We start from the raw sequence: 17,978 nt of genomic DNA on the forward strand, positions 1-17,978 counted from the left end.
GATGGGCGGGCCAGCGGGAAGTTGGATGAAGAAACAAGTGAATTTACATACGCCTCCATATAAACGACTGCATGATTATCGAGTGGAGCACATTATGCTTGGAGGGGCCGAGAATTTATCAAGCGGAGCTCCAGCGACCGGGCTCCCACGCTGGCGCCAGCAGGTTCAATATGCTGTAGGGCATACACTTAACGACTTTTATAGTTTGCTGCCTGAAGTTCGAAGGGAGACACCGATACAATTTCTGTTAGAGCGTCGTTGGCCACCTAGGGGGGATGCTTTTCCTTCATTACTGCAATATTGGGATATCAAGACGAGTATAGCGGATGAACTAATGCGTATCGTTTCGACCAATCATTTACTGGAAATTCCGGTAATGCTATACGAGCAGTGGTATGTGCCAGTCCCGGAGCTGAGCTTGGAGCTTTCGATGATTACTCAATTAGCTTGGAATTCTACTCAGAATGGTCGAAGCCTGAACATTCAGAAATTTATGGTGAATGGCAATGAGGATACTATTGCGGGCTTTTTGCATATGACAAACGTCTTTTGTTATGCGGCTTACGGTGAACCTGCGGAGACCGTGGAAATCTACTCCTTGCTAGAGGGTCGTAAATACTCTTACAAGGGAAATGCAGTCCCGTATAAGGAGTCTTTGGATTATGTTCGATTGTTATCTGTATTTCTGGAGCAGGAAGTGCACGCTGATGGTTCATTAAACTGTAGCGACCGTAGAAATGATAGAGGCGAAGCTAATGTTGGAGGCTTTGGGCTGATGTGATTACTCCTAATAATAAAATAAGGCCTCCTGCTCTACAGGCGAGAACGCCCATTAGACAGGAGGCTTTAATTCTATGGATTAGCCGATATAACGGTAATAATCCTGTTTATTCTGAATGATAAAGCCACAGCTTTCATATAGCTTAAGCGCATTGGGATTATCTAGAGCGACCTCGAGATTAATTCCATTATAGTTTTTACGTTCTCGTTCGATCGTTTGAAGAAGTGCACTTCGTCCAATGCCTAGCCCCCGTAGCTTCTTGCTGACAGTAAATCCATAAATCCAGGTTTCATTATCTTCGGTCCACAGCCGCATTTTACCAACAGGTTGTCCGTCCATTTCGATCATAATATGTTCTTGCAGGCCTTCCTGTTTCTGCAGGTCATAGAGTTCGGCAGCATCTTCAGTCTTTATGTCAAAGCCTCCACAATCCAGCTCAACGAGAATTGGGGCTTCGTCTTCACGAGCAGGGCGTAAGATCACAGTCCCTGTGGCTGAGCTTGCTTCAGAAGAAGCAACCGAATTTTCGCCCCATTTCATTTGGTATTCCGCGTGATTAAACTCTAGTGGTAGCGTTTGAAGGAATGCTACACCAGATGATGAGGCAGCAGGAGCGTTTAGAAGTAGGGTAGCAACATTGCCCCGTTTGATAATAGTTTGCGCTCGGTTCCACAGTGAGGTGAAGATGCCCCGTCGGCGGTAGCCTGGTCGAACCATGCCACAGACCTCCATATCGCTTCCGAATCCATAAAGTCCTAAGAAGCCGACGAGTAAATCATCTTCATATGTCACGAGCCATTCCGTATCTCCTACGCTTGATGGCTGGCGAAGCATATCCCAATTCAATTTCAGTGAAATTCCATCATATTGCTCACAGCGTTCTTGTAATTCTTCTATATTTCTCAAAGTATCAGTAGTAGTCAAACCCGTTTCCTCCTAAAGTGTATTTGAACTAAGTGTATTAGTTCGAATAGGTTAATAAAGCTTCACGGAAACGGGAACGGAGATCAGTCTCGCTCGCCTGTGTTCCCGCTCAGCACGTCCTTATACTCCGGATGCTTCTCAAATTGATGAGCTGCATAGGAGCACACAGGAACAATTTTCAAATTTTCATTTCGAGCCTTATCTACAACAGCCCGTACAAGTTCTTCACCTGTACCTTGACCGCGCAGTTCCTCAGAGACACGAGTGTGGTCAATGACCAATTCCCCAGCATCTTCATCCAAACTGTATGTGATCTCGGCAAGGTCCTTACCGTCATTCGCAACAAAAAAACGTCCTGTTCCAGTTTGAATTTGCATCTTATGGCTTCACTCCTAAATTGTTATTGCCTATATTTTACTACCACGATTTGCAAAAAGCGAGGAACGAAGCAGAATGATTGCTCGCCCTGGACGTTTGATGGCGTTCCATAGATGGATTTATCGAGGAAGTTAGGATTATTGGTGTGAATGATGCGCTCATGTTACTCAAGGCAGTTGCTTTGTAATGTTTGTTCTGCAAGTAGTCTGGCTTTGCGGAATGGGGACAGGAGGCAGACGTGATCGAGTGACTTTTGGCGAGCCGAGAAGGTGGGAGGACTGGAATTTCTGGACAAGCTGGTGTGCTGGATACGCAAGCCGGCCCAGACATTCCTGGCACTCTAACGCAGGAATATCCAGGACAGCCGGACTCATGGGAATTCTTGAGACCTCAGCGTGCCAAAACTCCTGTTATCATAATCATCCATTGGAGCTTTCGGACTCAGATGACGTTATTTGCAAATTTTTAGCCGTTTGAGTAAAGTTTCGGACTCCATTACAGCTATTCCTTAGGAAAAAGCACAAATTAGGCGATTTCTATGCCAATAGCGCCTATGGAGTCCGATAGAACCCCAAATTGGGGGGAATACTGCTTATAAGGTCCACTGTGCCCGATAGCAACTTCGTATGGGGACGTGTTCACCGTTGAAATCGCACTTTAATGTCCTGCTTCATATGAGTAGCAATTCCCTTGCTTAGACTCTCGCAATCTCAAAATCAAAGAGAGATGCAAATAAATTCTGCATTCAAACAGTAGTCAAGCAGCAGTCAATGAATTTTTATACACTCCCGTTTATAAAGTAGCTTGCGTATTCTCAGGATAATACAATAAGATTAAGAGAATATCTCACTACTGAAAAGAACCGCTAGCAGGAGGAATCATTGTGGAATACAAAGTTGAGGTTGAATTTGGATCGATTTATGAGTTATTGAATAGCTTACATACTTATCTCTGCAAAAAATCCTATAAGAAGATTGACCTAGGGGTAGCGTGGGTTACTGAAATTGAAAGCACCCTAAGTGAGGAACTATTATCCCGTCTGAAGGAAACCGAACTAAACAATGAATGGAAAATGTTGAATCTGCTCATTTACTGTTGTCCATTCAAGGATGATGTAGACAGTGTGCTGAACTGGATTGAAGGGTTAACAGTTGGCGAGTTATATGAGACCTTATCAAAATATGTAATGGTATTTCCAAGCCATATGGAGGATTACCGTAATCGCGTAGTATTTTTACTCTCCGAATGGAACCGCCAGTACTTTAGTCAATGCAATCCTGCGATTCTAAGCAAATTACAGCAGCATACGGATTTGAAGAACATGGAGCTTAATGCACTGGATACTGCTGATTTTGTGAACAAAACGACCAACGGATTCTATTTCATGCCTACTGATGGGCTTAAGAAGCTTGTATTAATTCCACAGTATCATTTTCAGCCTGCTAATATTATCTATTGCTACGGTGAATTAACAATCTGTCATTATGCGGCCTGGATTTCGATGGAGAACGAGGAAATTTCACCTTTTATGTATAGAGCCATTCGTAGTCTGGGTGAAAAAAGCCGCCTGAAAATTCTCCATGCTCTTAGCGGTGGTCGCAAAACATTCACCGAAATTGTTAAGCATGCGGGGATCTCGAAGGGAATTGTTCACGATCATATTTTTAATCTTCGTTGTGCGGGTTTGCTTCATGCCTATATTGAAGGGGAGAATGTCACCGGATATAGTCTACGCCTGGAAGGCATTCATCGGATGAATGAGCAGCTATTCGATTATTTGAAATAATCATTTCTCAAAAAAAAAAATAACGATCTAAAAGTCAGAATTCTCTTATGAAGAGAGGGTTTTGGCTTTTTTTAGTTGTCTTAATTCTCATTTGATTCTGTTTATAGAGAATTTTTTAAAAGTTCTCTCTTTACAGAACTCAAAAACCTTTCTATAATGAACATCAGAAGTTATTCATACTTAACAGGTAGGAATTATAGTTATTATTCTATTAGAGAGAAAAGGGAGATAGGTACATGAGAAAAAATGCGATTGTAATCACTTCATTACTGCTTACGGGTTCACTGTTACTTTCTGCTTGCGCTAACAACAGTAATAACGAATCCTCGTCTGGTAACAACGCGGCTGCAGGGTCCAATTCAACCAATGTGGAAGCAACAACTCCGGCAGAGACTGTTCCTGCGGGTGCGCTAAGCGAGCCTTTTACCGCAACCGATTTGTCCAAACTTCCAGCAGTTGCACAGAAACGTACTGACACCATTATCGTAGGGTTAACGGACCCGAGCGGAGCTTTTACTCCGTATTTTCAGCAAAGTGGTTATGATGGCAATGTATCTTCACTGCTATACGCTTCTCTCGTAACTGTAGACGATAAAGGCGTTCCAACACCGGAGCTTGCAGAGAGCTGGGATGTTTCGGATGATCAGCTTACATACACGTTCCACTTGAGAAAAGATCTAAAATTCAGCGACGGTTCACCATTGACAGCGGATGACGTAGCGTTTACTTGGACGATCCAATACGACAAATCGTATGACGGTAGCTCACAGCTCCCATCCCTAAATGTTAAAGGCGGCAAAGCCTATAAAGAAGGTACTTCTACAGCGATTGAAGGGATTAAAGTGATTGATCCACAGACGATCTCAGTGACGCTTGAGCAACCAAACGCAACAGCGCTGGTACAGCTCGGCTCGAATGTTCTGTCGAAAGCTTACTATGGCAAGGACTATAAATTTGGAGATCTTGAATACATCAAGAAGCTGCATGAGAAGCCACTTGGAGATGGACCTTACAAGCTGGAGAAATTTATTCCGGGGCAAGAAGTACGTTTTGTGGCGAATGAGAATTATTTCAAAGGTAAACCAAAAACGGAACATTTCATTTATAAAACTACGGAAGGCGATGTATGGCAGTTCGTAGAAACAGGTGAGGTAGACTACGCTTCTTTTAGTGCGACAGACGAGAATATCGAGAAGCTGAAAGCGCTCGGTTTTGTGAATATTATTCCTTACACTCCAAGCACCTATGGTTATTTGCAAGTCAATCTGAAGCATGAACAGCTCAAGGATAAGCTTGTACGTCAAGCCATTGTGTACGGTCTGGATCGTCAGAGTATTTATGTAGATGCAGCGCAAGGTGCAGGCTCAATTGCCAACATCCCGGCATCCCCTATCTCTTGGTCTTACACGGAGGAAGGCATTAATCCTTACAAATATGATCCGGAAAAAGCAAAACAATTGCTGGATGAAGCAGGCTGGACAGTAGGCGCGGGTGGTATCCGTGAAAAAGATGGCAAACCGCTTACCATTCACTACCTCGGCTCTAAGAGCAAAAATACAGATATTTTCATTGCTGTAGCTAAAGAGAATTTTGAAGCACTGGGTATCGATTTCCAGCCTGAGGTTTTTGCAGATTTTAACTCTTTGGTATCTAAGGTAGAAGGCGGGGACTACGATCTTGTATCCTTCTCCACAAGTATGTTAACTGATCCGGCTGACGGGTTTATGCAATTCTTCGATGGAGAAATCACGGATTATGACAATCCGAAATTCCTGGAGCTATACAATAAAGCCTTAGCTACTACTGATATTGAAGCACGCAAAGCGGTGTACAAAGAGCTGTATCAGCTCTTCAATGATGAACTGCCTATTATTTTCACAAGTTACAAAAAGACTGTATACGCCTATAACGGACGTATTGAGAATCTATCGGTCAGCCCGTTCATCGGTCTTGCTGGCAGTCTGCCAACTTGGAGCCTGAAATAAATAAAACAGTGTCCCCTGCTCTGATGAGCAGGGGACAAATCATAAGGAGTCTGTCATGAGCGCTTATTTATCGAAAAGACTGTTGTACATGGTCATTATCTTATTTGCGGCATCATTATTGATCTTCTGCCTGTATGCTTCAACTCCCGGAGACTTCATAACCGGAAATATCAAATTGACTGCAGAACGTAAAGCTGAGCTGCGTGAGATTTACGGCTTAAACAAGCCGATGCTTGAGCGCTATGGAATCTGGATGAAGAATGCGCTGCATGGCGATTTCGGGTATTCCTTAGCCCAACAAAAGCCTGTGCTGCAGCTTTTTAATGATTATATTTGGAATTCCTTTTTACTGGCTGCCGTTTCCACGTTTCTGACGTGGGTGATTGCAGTTATTATTGGTGTGATTTCAGCTTATAAGCAATATTCCTGGTTCGATACACTCGTGATGATCGCTATATTCGCAGCAATGTCGCTGCCGTCATTTTTTATAGGCTTATTCCTGATCAAAATCCTGGCCGTCGATCTCAAGTGGCTCCCTCCGGGTGGAATAATCACGACAGGTAGTAATGCTACGGGTCTGGCGTATTTTAAGGAGATTGTAACGCATATGACCCTTCCGGTTGTTGTTATGACTCTACTTGGATTGGGCTCACTCACCCGTTATTTCCGCAGTAATATGATCGATGTCTTAAAACAGGATTATATCCGCACCGCCCGTGCCAAAGGCTTAAAAGAACGAAAGGTGCTATTTACACACGCCTTACGTAATGCCTTGCTGCCCGCAATTACACTGGTTGGTTTCGAGCTTCCAGCACTATTTGGCGGATCACTTATTATTGAAAAAATATTCAATTGGCCTGGGATTGGCCAGCTGTATATGCAGTCCTTCGGACTTAGGGATTATCCTTTGCTGATGGGCTTTACGATGTTTATTGCCATACTTACCGTCATAGGAACGTTGCTTTCGGATGTTTTGTACCGGATTGCTGATCCTAGAGTTCGGCTATAGAGAGGAGGAAGCTGACGTGGCAGTTCAAAGTAATGTAGCGGGTATCTCGAAACCCCAGACCACCAAAGGAAAATCCTCTTTATTCCGGCAATCCCTTCGGAGGTTGCTGAAGAACAAGCTGGCGGTATCCGGGTTTGTGGTAGTGATCTTTATGTTTGCGCTTTGTTTTATTGGCCCGCTGTTCTCACCCTATACGGATAACAAAATAAATATGGCACTGATGAACAAGGCCCCTGATATGAAGCATTGGCTTGGCACTGACGCGCTGGGCAGAGATATTTTGACCCGGGTGATGCAGGCAGGACGCATTTCACTAACAGTAGGACTGGCATCAATGGTTCTTTCAGTGTTTATCGGGGCTCTTTTGGGAGCCATAGCTGGGTATTACCGCGGAATCGCCGATCAAATCATAATGCGGATTGCGGATCTTCTATTGACGGTTCCGAGTTTGCCGCTGCTCTTTATTTTTGGAGCATTATTATCAGAGTGGAAGATTCCAACGGACTACCGGATGTATATCGTTATGCTTATGCTCAGCATTGTGAGCTGGCCAGGTATGGCGCGTATGGTACGGGGGCAAATGCTTAGTCTGCGAGAACGTGAGTTTATGCAAGCAGCTGTAGTATTAGGCCTTCGGGATCGGCGTAAATTATTTAACCATTTGCTGCCGAACATTATCCCGCTGCTGATCGTTATGGCAACGCTCAACATCGGTGGCGCTATTCTGAGTGAATCGGTTCTTAGCTTTTTTGGGCTAGGTGTTATGCCGCCAACGCCAACCTGGGGCAATATGATTGACGCAGCGAATAATATGATCGACTTCAAGGATCGGCCGTGGCTGTGGATTCCACCTGGGCTATCCATCTTCGCGACAGTAATCGCGATCAATATGTTTGGTGACGGACTCCGGGACGTACTTGATCCTAAACAGAAGAGGTAGGTGACCCTCACATGAGTGATTTAATGAATATAGACGGTCTAAGTACATACTTCTTCACGGAAGAAGGAAAAGTGAAAGCCGTTGATGATGTAAGCTTCCGTGTCCGTGAAGGAGAGACGGTCTGTATCGTCGGAGAATCGGGCTGCGGCAAAAGCGTGACCGCGATGTCCATCATGGGACTTGTTGAAGAGCCAGGGGGCAAGGTAACCCATGGCAAAATTGATTTTCAGGGTGAAGATTTGTTGCAAATGGACAAAAACACACTGCGAGCCATCCGTGGCAACGAGATCGCGATGATCTTCCAGGAGCCCATGTCCTCCCTTAATCCTGTAATCAAGATCGGTGAACAAATTATGGAGCCGTTGATCGTGCATTTGAAGATGAATAAGAAGCAGGCGCGTATCCGGGCGATTGAACTAATAAAACAGGTAGGCATATCACGACCTGAGCAAATTGCTGATAGTTATCCACATGAATTAAGTGGAGGGATGCTGCAGCGGATAATGATCGCTATTGCTATCGCCTGCAGTCCAAAGTTATTGATTGCAGATGAACCGACAACGGCGCTGGATGTAACGATTCAAGCACAAATTCTGGATATGCTTCGTGAAATTAAAGACAACTCCGGCATGTCTATTCTATTAATCACCCATGATCTGGGTGTAGTCGCGGAGATGGCTGATTACGTGATTGTTATGTACTCCGGAAAGATTGTGGAGGAGGGGGAGGTTGTTGAATTGTTCAACAATCCCAAACACCCTTATACGAAAGGGCTGCTCAAATCGAAGCCAGTTATCAATCAGCGGCAGGATGAGCTGTATTCCATACCAGGTCAAGTGCCAAATCCGCTAGAGCTGGTACCCTCTTGTTATTTTCATGACCGCTGTGAGCATTGCATGCCTGTATGTGTCAGCCAGCAGCCCCAGCTTAAAGAAGTGGCCAGCAGACAAAAGGTAGCTTGCTGGTTGTATGAGGAGGCGGTTGTTCATGCCTGAGGCACTGCTTGAGGTCAATCATCTGAAGAAATATTTCCCTGTCACTAAGGGATTGCTTAACCGGACGGTTGGGCATGTAAAGGCTGTTGATGATATTAGCATCACGCTTCAGCCAGGGGAGACGTTTGGGCTTGTAGGAGAATCCGGGAGCGGAAAGAGTACGGTCGGACGGACGATTTTACGGCTAACGGATAAAACTGCAGGCGAGATCAAATTCAAAGGGATAGACATTCATTCTTTGTCTCCCGCTGAATTGCGAAATATCAGACCCCAAATGCAGCTAATCTTTCAAGACCCGTATAGCTCACTTAACCCTCGGGTCCGCATAGGGGATGCTATCGGAGAAGCTTTACTGGATCATGGGTTATGCTCAAAATCAGAGGTTCGTGATCGGGTACTTGAGGCGCTTGAGGCATGTGGTTTATCCTCTTATCATATTGATCGCTTCCCGCATGAATTCTCAGGAGGACAGCGACAACGGATCGGAATCGCGCGTGCGCTTGTGCTGAATCCTGAGCTAATCATTGCAGACGAGCCAGTCTCGGCCTTGGATGTATCTATCCAAGCACAGATTATTAATTTATTTAGTAAGCTGCAGCAGAGCCGTGGGCTCACCTATTTGTTTATCTCCCATGATTTGAGTGTGGTTGAGCATTTATGTTCAAGAATCGGTGTTATGTATCTGGGATCTATGATGGAGACGGCTTCTAGAGATGAATTATTTAAGAATCCGCTCCATCCGTATACCAAGGCATTGCTATCAGCTGTTCCAATACCTATTCCCAAGCTGAAAAGGGAAAGAATTGTCCTTAAGGGGGATATTCCGAGCCCAGTGAACCCGCCTTCCGGTTGTAAATTTCATACCCGGTGTCCCTATGCACAAGAGGTTTGTAGGTCTGAAATCCCGGTATTCCGTGATGCCGGCAATAACCATTTTGTAGCTTGTCATTTAGTCTAATAGCTGTCAAAGATATAATGACGATTCGCTCCTAAGTCTTGAATAATTAAAGTTGAATTGTATAATAATACAATTTGACCTTATTTTTGCCTGTGCTCAAAAAGTTTTTAAGGGTTTCAAAGCCAGGTTAATGGGGTAATTAGAGAGTGGTTAGGTTAGACGTACATATCTAATCGGTCTAGTATAAAATCCCTACTTAGGAGGAATCATCGTGAATACAACAGTACGTTTGACAGAAAGATCCGGCTCGACTTCTTCACAGCGCAGAAAAGGCTTTGTACCGGTAGTCGTGTACGGTGCAGGTTCAGATAGCCAGTCCTTTACAGCGGATGCTAAGACAATTACCGGGATTTTGGCTAATAACCCTCGGGCAGTATTAACCTTGGAATTACCAGACTCGGGTAAAAAGAACGTTGTCATCCAAGAAATCCAGCGCCAGCCAGTATCCAAACAACTGCTGCATATTGATTTTCAACAAATTGATATGAAGGCTAAATTGGATACAAAAGTGGCATTCCACTTTACAGGTGATCCAGTAGGTGTGAAGAGTGGCGGCGTGCAGCAAATTGAATTGCATGAGCTGGATATTCGCACACTTCCAGATAAATTAACGGCATCCTTTGAGGTGGATCTCAGTGGACTAGATATTGGTGATCAATTGCTGGTGTCTGATCTTCCGAAGCATGAAGGCTGGGAAGTATTGACGCCTGAGGACACTTTGATTGTCCGGATCGCACCTCCAGCAGCTCAAGAGCCAACCGATGAAGATGCTGCTGAACCAGCTGCAGTCGAAGCTTCTGGTGAAGATAAAGCTGAATAGAATAGTTATTAAATCATAAGAGCAGATAGAATCCTACCCAAGGAGCTGTCTGCTCTTTTTGTTTTGTCTTCGTGAACACGAATTAATAAAATAAGTGCGGTCTTTCGTATAGTTTCTTAAATGGGATTTATGGTTGTTTCGCCTCATTTAGTTAAAATTTTACAGAAAATCGTTGACGAATTGGCCGCGAAGGCTGAAAATGAGGACAATTACCATGGTAAAGAATTCAAAAGTTCCTGTTGTCGCTGTTTGAAAACGCTTTAGTGTTATGCTTCAAAGAACTCTCATTGCCTAGTTCATCATGATTATGAGGAGGAAAGTTATGAAGGTGAGGAAGCTGTTTTCGATCTTAATGACAAGTCTGTTGGTGCTTGGGGTAGCTCTACCTTTTGGTGGAAAAGCGAGTGCAGATGCCACAAGTGATGCTTCAAATCGTGCTTTAGTCTGGCTGAAGGCCCAGCAGGATGCAACGGCGGGATATGCTTTTGAGGGACTGGTAGATAGCTTTGAGGATTTCTGGGGACCTAACAACCCCAAACAGATTGTATACACGTATGATCAAGCTGTTGCAGCTATTGCCTTTATTGTAAAAGGTGAACGGACACGGGCAGAGCAAGTGTTGAACAAAATGCGAGACATTCAGGACCCTTCAGGCTTCTGGCTGAATTCTTATTGGTATAACAATGGCTTCGGAGAAGAAATCCGTAAACATGTGGGACCCGTTGTATGGATGGCAATGGCTGCTATGGCTTATGAGAAGCAATATAATGATTCACGGTATCGTCCAATGGCGCTCAAAGCACTAGATTGGAGTTTACAGTATAAAAAGGCTAATGGCAGTATTGCAGGGGGATGGAGTGGTTGGAGTAATTCAGATGAGCCTTGGAGCTCAACCGAGCACAATATCGATATTTATCGGGTGCTGCAGTATTATGCTACGGTGGATTCCTCAAAGGCTGCCACATACAATAGCGCAGCTACTGGAGTCAAAACCTTCCTGGATAATTATGTGTGGGATGACAGTGTCAAACGCTTCAAGGGAGGCTGGAAAAACGATACGAATCTGATTGATCCTAAAATTCCTTTAGATGTGAATCCATGGGGAGTACTGGCTTTAGGAGTATCCGGAACGCATAACTATGGAGCAAGCTTAGCATATGTTGAAAATGCCTCCGGCACCCCGGGGACCCTTGCAAATCCGCGTTACAAGCAGACGCTTACTTACAATGATGCTGGGAATACGCTGACCGGCTATGATTTTGACTGGACGGATGAAGTTTTACCCGCATATGACGATAACGGGAATCAAATCGGTAACACGGGTGCTGATGTATGGTTTGAAGGAAGCGCATTTATGTCGCTCGCCTACTTTATGCAAGGCAATGTATCCAAAGCGGATGCCATTAACACTGAAATTATTAAAAAACAAGGCACAAGCGGCGCTTCGCTTGGGGGAATCCCGTACTCACTGAAAGGGACCAGCAACAGCTATTGGGTGATGGCGCAGCAAAACTGCGTGTCCAGCACGGGTTGGTTAATTCTATCCCTGCATCGATTTAACCCATTCACCGGGCAATACTTGACGGGTGGTGGTAATACTGGAGACACGATAGCACCTACTACACCTGCTAATCTGACAGTAACCAGCAAGACGGATACAGCAGTTAACCTGAGCTGGTCTGCTTCAACTGATAATGTTGGTGTAACGGGATATCTCGTTTATCGCGGAACACAGCAGGTAGCCTCTGTGGCGGGAACTACAGCAACTGTTAGTGGACTTACTCCGAGCACAGCCTATACGTTTACAGTAAAAGCTACGGACGCAGCAGGTAATTTATCATCCGCTAGTAATACCGCAACAGTTACTACTAATCCCACTGGAGGCAGCGGAGGCGGTGATCATGTGACGGCTGACTTTACAGCAGGGGTAACGAGACTTTCTTCAACAGAAGCGAGCATTTATATTACACCTGTAACCAGTGCTCTTTATGTAGATGTGCATTATAAGGTTAACGGGGGGCCACAGCTTAATTACCGGATGACCAACAGCTCAGGTACATGGAAACAGACTGTGAGTGGGTTAAGTGCTGGCAGCAGCATTGAGTACTGGTTCACTTACGAGAAATCCGGCCCACAATATGATTCAGCGCATTATACCTATGTGCAGTAAGGTTAATGAAAGACTTAAACGATAAGATTTGTAGATAGAGCAAGTAAAATAAAGAAGGCTGTCCCAGATGCCATAGTATTGGCTCGGGAGGGCTTTCTTTTCTTTGTTTTAGGCTATGTTAAATCACATTGTTGATATTTGATTTTTACAAACGTTTGTTCTTTTATTAAGGTGACACTATGGTAAGATGTTGATTACCCATTGGATTTGAAGGAAATGAAGTAAATTCCAACGGAATCATTCCAAGGTATCGTCGAAATGGACGAGGGGTTTAGTGCAACAAATTTACTTTTACAACGTATATATAGTGCTTCCATATTTAGGGATATTAAAGGGATTAAGAGGAATGTTACTGAAGTAAATCTACGAACTAACAAGGTTTTCCATTGGTATTAATTCAAATAATTAGAGGTGATTTCATGAACAAATCTGGATTTATATTTTTTATTGCTGCAATTATATTTTTAATATCAGGATGTCAAAAGGCTGGTTCCAACGATGAATTAGCTAAAGCGCAGGTGCAGGTTAGTGCATTAGGATCTTCATTTAGTATCCCTACACTGGATGGATATGAAGTTAGTTATATACAACATAAATTCCCTTCAAAGGACAAACAAGGCAACTTTATTGGAGATAATCAAGAAGTTTTAGTCACATATACGAAAAACAAAGGGAAACTGGAGAAGTTAACAAAGGAACAAAAAGCGTCCAATGAAAGAGAAATCATCTACGGACCTTATCAAGGAGAAACACTCATTGAAATAACCTATAGCAATACTCAAGTTGATTTGAACGATGCTGATATTATTGATATTAGCGGCAATCAGGTGCAAAAAATAAAAAAAAGTGATTATACGTTTTTAGCATTCAATGCTTCAAAAGGTTCAATCACTTTAAAGTTCAACAGTTTGGATGAGGATACAATTCTAAGCATTGCTCAACAAGTAGTAAATGAAAATAAATAGGATGGAGTGCTGCTGTACATGGAATGCTTAGGATGTAGAATCGCTAACGGTATTGAACCTGACTTGAATATTGTTTATGAAAATGAATTTATTACTTGTGTGCTTGATATTGCTCCTTTTAATGAAGGACATACTCTAATCCTCCCCAAAAAGCATTACTGTGATGTCGAAGAGATGGAGTCAGAGACTGCTTATGCTATCATGGATGCTTCGAAAAAACTTTCAATTGCTTTGAAGAGCTTGTTTAAACCTGACGGTATAAGAATTTGTCAAGATGGAGGGAAGTTTAACGACCTTACCCATTACCATATGCATATCATTCCGAGGTACGAAGGTGATGGATTTATCTGGGGTGAACCATTACACCCACATGGTGCTGAAAAACGATTAAGCCAAACCAAAAAAAAGATTCTAAAGACATTAAGTGAGGAAAAGAGAAGGAGTCGATAAAGACTCCTTCTCTTTTTGTCATAAATTAATATGCCTAGCTTAAATCAAAGAATACAGTGCGGGTAAAAGAGCGAAGATCCTCCTCTAGACGGAGGTTTACTCTTTTCTTGTGTCGTAAAATCTTGGAGGGAAACTTTAATGCAATGATTTGTTTCAGTAGGAGATTTAAGGGGGAGTGTTTTATTTACAACGTAACAGTGTTATGTTACGATGTTTTTGAGGAGTGATCGCATATGGAAGATGATTTGATTTCGAAGAAGCAACTACTGGATTTAACCGGTATTTCATATGGGCAATTGTACCGCTGGAAAAGGAAGCAGTTAATCCCCGAGGAATGGTTTATTCGCAAATCTACCTTTACTGGACAAGAGACTTTTTTTCCTAAAGAGATGATCTTGTCGCGAATTCACAACATTGTGAATATGAAAGATGGGCTTTCTTTGGATGAAATGGCTGATAAGCTATCGGATAAGGCATCCTTTGAGAAGGTGAGTTTAACTGCTAAGGAAATTATAGAACGTAACATTGTTTCGACAACAACACTGAGGAAATTTGGAGAAAGTCTCGGTGATGAAAGTAAATATACTTTTGAGGAGCTCGTTCATTTATTCGCTGTAGACCGTCTGCTTAGTGCTGGGGAAATGAGTATGGAGGAGGCGGAGCTTCTGTTTCGCACTTTGCAGGAGAAAGTTTCAAGGCTCGAGAGTGGAAGCTGGGAGTTGTTTTTTGTCCGGAAAATGGGGGTTTCATCCTTCATTCTGGCACAAGCGCCTTCGGAGTTATGGTTTGATGAAGGGGTTAGATTAGTCAGTAAAATGACATATGCAGATTTGATCGAACAATTGAAAGGTAAGCTTGCCTACAAGCTTGTTGAATAGGAGGAAGAGTAATGGACAAAAATCAGCTGCCTGATTTAATAATAAACGGGGTTAGTGGTGGGGCCGGAGGTACTTACAACAACGTAAACATGGATGGTGTAGGTAAAGTAGTCGGACCGATTGTGGCGCGAATGTTTAAAGGAAATGGGCATATGAATTTGAATGATGATCTCGCAGCAGAAGAAGCAGAATGCAACGGGGTCATCAAAGTGATGGGTAATATGCGTTTTGGTACCCTAAAGGTGGATGGGGTTCTTAATGTAGGTAAGAGTTTTCGAGGTGAAAGCTGTACCCTTAACGGAATGGTGAGTATCAAAGGGGATTGTGAACTTGAGGATTTCGTAGGTGAAGGTAGCTTTAGTGTTGGTGGTTTACTAAGTGCCGGTCATGTGGATTTCAAACTGCAGAGTCAAGGGAAGGCTAATGAAATTGGTGTGGAAAGCCTCGTGATACGGCAAGTGAATAATGGGTTTTGGAGTAAGATGTTTAGCGGAATCATCCCTAAACTTCGGCCTGAGCTATGTGCTCGAACGATTGAGGGAGATTTTATAGATGTAGAATATACAACTGCGGATATCATCAGAGGAAATATTGTCATTATTGGCCCAGGCTGTACACTCGGACGGGTAGAGTATCGAGAACAAATTACAGTGCATCCAGAGGCTAAGGTTGGAAAGGTGGAGAAGGCCCTGTGAATGATAATCTGAAAATAATTGGAACGACATCTTCAGCCGGTGGTTCTTTCAAAGATGTTAAGATCACTGGAGAATGCAAATTCGCTGGAGATGTGAATTGCGAGAAGATGAATCTGACTGGAAATGCCAATATAGCTGGAAATCTGCATATGAAGCAAATGAAAATCACTGGCGAAATTGCACTCGAGGGTAATCTTGAAGGGGATTCCTTACGTGGACAGGGTGAAATAAAAGCAGCCTCCGTAAAAATCGATGAGCTTCATCTCTACGGAAATTTGGATGTGAAGGGTGATTGTGAAGGGGAAAAATTGCAAATTTCCGGTGCCTTAAGCGTAGCTGGATTACTTAGTGCTGAGCATTTGGAGATTAAATTGTTTGGTCCAAGTAGTGCGAAGGAGGTTGGGGGCAGTATCTTAACCATTAAGAAGAGTAAAACGGGGAGACTGCTGCATATGATGAAGCCAACTTCGAAAATACTGTTTGAAGCGGGGCTAATCGAAGGCGATGCTATTGATCTGGTCAATACAAAGGCTAGTATGGTAAGGGGAGAACGTGTAATCATTGGTCCGGATTGTGAAATAGAAACGGTGGAATTCCGCGATACACTAGAAGTTCATAAGCACGCAACAGTGAAGCATCAAGTGAAGATATAAAGACAATATTATAGTTATTTTTTGAGAAAAAGAGGAGTGGAACATATGAGTGCTGCCAAATCGCCCAATCTGGGTATTGTTATCGCAGGTCTCCTATTAGGAATTCTTATGGCCTCCATGGACAGCACCATCGTTGCAACTGCAATGGGTAATATTGTTGGGGAGCTTGGCGGAATGGACAAATTTGTCTGGGTGACATCAGCCTATCTCGTAGCCGAGATGGCGGGTATGCCCATTTTCGGCAAGCTGTCTGATATGTATGGTCGTAAGAAGTTTTTTATTTTTGGAATTATCGTATTCATGGCGGGTTCGGCTCTCTGTGGAACGGCTGATACAATAACTCAGTTAGCTGCGTACCGGGCTATTCAGGGCATTGGTGGCGGGGCGCTGGTGCCAATCGCTTTTGCCATCATGTTCGATGCTGTTCCGCTGGAGACGCGGGGCAAGCTTGGCGGGGCATTCGGAGCAGTATTTGGATTGTCGAGTATATTTGGTCCATTACTGGGTGCGTATATTACCGATCATATTGCTTGGCAGTGGATATTTTATATTAACTTACCCCTTGGACTGTTGGCTTTTGCGATGGTCGTATTCTTTTATAAAGAATCGCATGAGCATTCTAAACAGCCCATTGACTGGTTGGGAGCGGCTACGCTGCTTGGTTCAGTCATTTGCTTAATGTTTGCGCTGGAACTAGGCGGGAAAGAGTATGCTTGGAATTCGTCTATGATTCTTGGTTTATTTGCAGCCTTTGCCATCCTTGTAGCTGTGTTTCTTGTTGTAGAAACTAAAGCGAAAGAACCGATTATTTCCTTTGCTTTGTTTAAAAAAAGATTATATGCGGTGAGCATTATCTGTGCACTATTTAGCGGTGCAGCCTTTATTGTGGCTTCTGTGTATATTCCGATCTTTATTCAAGGGGTATTGGGCGGATCAGCTACAAATTCAGGACTTGTATTGCTGCCAATGATGGTTGGCTCAGTGGTTACAGCTACAATGGGCGGATTTCTGATGTCAAAAACCAGTTACCGCAGCCTGCTGATTCCTACATTCGCACTTTTGGTGATCGGTACTGGACTTGTAGCGACACTCACGCCGGATGCTTCACGACTGCTTGTTACTTTATATATGATTTTAATTGGGCTAGGGATTGGTGCTTCATTCTCAGTGCTAAGTACGGCATCTATTCATGGATTGACGGCACAGCAACGTGGCTCTGCCAGCGCAACGCTGAATTTCATTCGTTCAATGGGCATGACCATAGGCATTACCACCTTCGGTATCATTCAAAGTCACTATTTCTCAGGCAGTCTTACCAAGCTACTCTCGGCTAATGGTGGAGGAGCGGCTCCGGCGGGAGCTATGGATTTTAAAGATCCGCATGCTTTGCTCTCACCTGAGACTAGGGCGCTCATTCCACCTGAAATTCTGAGTAAGATTACAGCTGGGTTATCTTCTTCCATAGTAAACACCTTTGCTTGGGCGGTGATTCCTGCAGCTTTAGCGTTATTGGCTTCGTTCTATATGGGACGTCAGAAGATGGATGCCTCTGCGGAAGGGAATGTTCAGGCGTCTGGGCATTAGCATGTAG

General features: G+C 43.7%; 17 protein-coding genes. 15 read left to right on the plus strand and 2 right to left on the minus strand.

All coding sequences use genetic code 11. From position 1 onward, the window contains the following. Position 1: 1 nt before the first annotated feature. The gene (locus ACQKMP_RS11405; RefSeq protein WP_052404366.1) at positions 2–781 is read left to right on the plus strand and encodes a hypothetical protein; all 780 of its coding nucleotides are present in this window, start codon (positions 2–4) and stop codon (positions 779–781) included. A 78-nt stretch (positions 782–859) separates the two neighbouring features. Here the strand turns inward: ACQKMP_RS11405 and ACQKMP_RS11410 are convergent, their stop codons facing one another. Together ACQKMP_RS11410 and ACQKMP_RS11415 are read right to left on the minus strand one after the other, a co-directional pair. Continuing rightward, the gene (locus tag ACQKMP_RS11410) at positions 860–1,705 is read right to left on the minus strand and encodes a GNAT family N-acetyltransferase (protein ID WP_042190030.1); all 846 of its coding nucleotides are present in this window, start codon (positions 1,703–1,705) and stop codon (positions 860–862) included. 83 nt (positions 1,706–1,788) lie between these two features. Then, positions 1,789–2,082 (minus strand): GNAT family N-acetyltransferase, encoded by a 294-nt coding sequence (locus ACQKMP_RS11415; protein WP_427469383.1) that lies wholly within the window; start codon positions 2,080–2,082, stop codon positions 1,789–1,791. Between the two features lie 884 nt (positions 2,083–2,966). On the opposite strand from ACQKMP_RS11415, the gene ACQKMP_RS11420 reads away from it, so the two are divergent. The 14 genes from ACQKMP_RS11420 (at position 2,967) to ACQKMP_RS11485 (ending at position 17,971) form a co-directional block, all read left to right on the plus strand. Next, positions 2,967–3,869: an ArsR/SmtB family transcription factor gene (locus ACQKMP_RS11420; RefSeq protein WP_427469384.1), complete on the plus strand. Its 903-nt coding sequence runs from the start codon at positions 2,967–2,969 to the stop codon at positions 3,867–3,869. 236 nt (positions 3,870–4,105) lie between these two features. Continuing rightward, on the plus strand, positions 4,106–5,854 hold the full coding sequence (locus ACQKMP_RS11425) for an ABC transporter substrate-binding protein (protein WP_339797334.1): 1,749 nt from the start codon (positions 4,106–4,108) through the stop codon (positions 5,852–5,854). 55 nt (positions 5,855–5,909) lie between these two features. After that, on the plus strand, positions 5,910–6,863 hold the full coding sequence (locus ACQKMP_RS11430; RefSeq protein WP_339242616.1) for an ABC transporter permease: 954 nt from the start codon (positions 5,910–5,912) through the stop codon (positions 6,861–6,863). 16 nt (positions 6,864–6,879) lie between these two features. Continuing rightward, positions 6,880–7,803: an oligopeptide ABC transporter permease gene (gene opp4C / locus ACQKMP_RS11435; protein WP_427469385.1), complete on the plus strand. Its 924-nt coding sequence runs from the start codon at positions 6,880–6,882 to the stop codon at positions 7,801–7,803. Positions 7,804–7,814: 11 nt separating this feature from the next. Continuing rightward, the gene (locus ACQKMP_RS11440; RefSeq protein WP_042190016.1) at positions 7,815–8,798 is read left to right on the plus strand and encodes an ABC transporter ATP-binding protein; all 984 of its coding nucleotides are present in this window, start codon (positions 7,815–7,817) and stop codon (positions 8,796–8,798) included. Continuing rightward, positions 8,791–9,756 (plus strand): ABC transporter ATP-binding protein, encoded by a 966-nt coding sequence (locus ACQKMP_RS11445; protein ID WP_076284613.1) that lies wholly within the window; start codon positions 8,791–8,793, stop codon positions 9,754–9,756. The genes ACQKMP_RS11440 and ACQKMP_RS11445 overlap by 8 nt, the downstream gene beginning before the upstream one ends. 211 nt (positions 9,757–9,967) lie before the next feature. Next, on the plus strand, positions 9,968–10,576 hold the full coding sequence (locus ACQKMP_RS11450; protein WP_052404365.1) for a 50S ribosomal protein L25: 609 nt from the start codon (positions 9,968–9,970) through the stop codon (positions 10,574–10,576). 322 nt (positions 10,577–10,898) lie between these two features. Next, entirely contained in the window at positions 10,899–12,746 is a 1,848-nt protein-coding gene (locus tag ACQKMP_RS11455; RefSeq protein WP_427469386.1) for a fibronectin type III domain-containing protein, read from the plus strand. 419 nt (positions 12,747–13,165) lie between these two features. Beyond that, positions 13,166–13,711 (plus strand): hypothetical protein, encoded by a 546-nt coding sequence (locus tag ACQKMP_RS11460; RefSeq protein ID WP_427469387.1) that lies wholly within the window; start codon positions 13,166–13,168, stop codon positions 13,709–13,711. A gap of 18 nt (positions 13,712–13,729) precedes the next feature. Beyond that, positions 13,730–14,161: an HIT family protein gene (locus tag ACQKMP_RS11465; protein ID WP_427469388.1), complete on the plus strand. Its 432-nt coding sequence runs from the start codon at positions 13,730–13,732 to the stop codon at positions 14,159–14,161. Positions 14,162–14,394: 233 nt separating this feature from the next. Beyond that, positions 14,395–15,039 (plus strand): YhbD family protein, encoded by a 645-nt coding sequence (locus ACQKMP_RS11470; protein ID WP_427469389.1) that lies wholly within the window; start codon positions 14,395–14,397, stop codon positions 15,037–15,039. An 11-nt stretch (positions 15,040–15,050) separates the two neighbouring features. Next, a complete protein-coding gene (locus tag ACQKMP_RS11475) occupies positions 15,051–15,734 on the plus strand; it encodes a hypothetical protein (RefSeq protein WP_339266096.1) in 684 nt (227 codons plus the stop codon). Continuing rightward, positions 15,731–16,387 (plus strand): hypothetical protein, encoded by a 657-nt coding sequence (locus ACQKMP_RS11480; protein WP_052404364.1) that lies wholly within the window; start codon positions 15,731–15,733, stop codon positions 16,385–16,387. The genes ACQKMP_RS11475 and ACQKMP_RS11480 overlap by 4 nt, the downstream gene beginning before the upstream one ends. A 45-nt stretch (positions 16,388–16,432) precedes the next feature. Then, positions 16,433–17,971, plus strand: coding sequence for an MDR family MFS transporter (locus tag ACQKMP_RS11485; RefSeq protein ID WP_427469390.1), 1,539 nt, complete (start codon positions 16,433–16,435; stop codon positions 17,969–17,971). Positions 17,972–17,978: the final 7 nt, after the last annotated feature.

This window comes from Paenibacillus sp. NPDC101420, from assembly GCF_050277435.1.
Lineage (GTDB): Bacteria > Bacillota > Bacilli > Paenibacillales > Paenibacillaceae > Paenibacillus_AQ.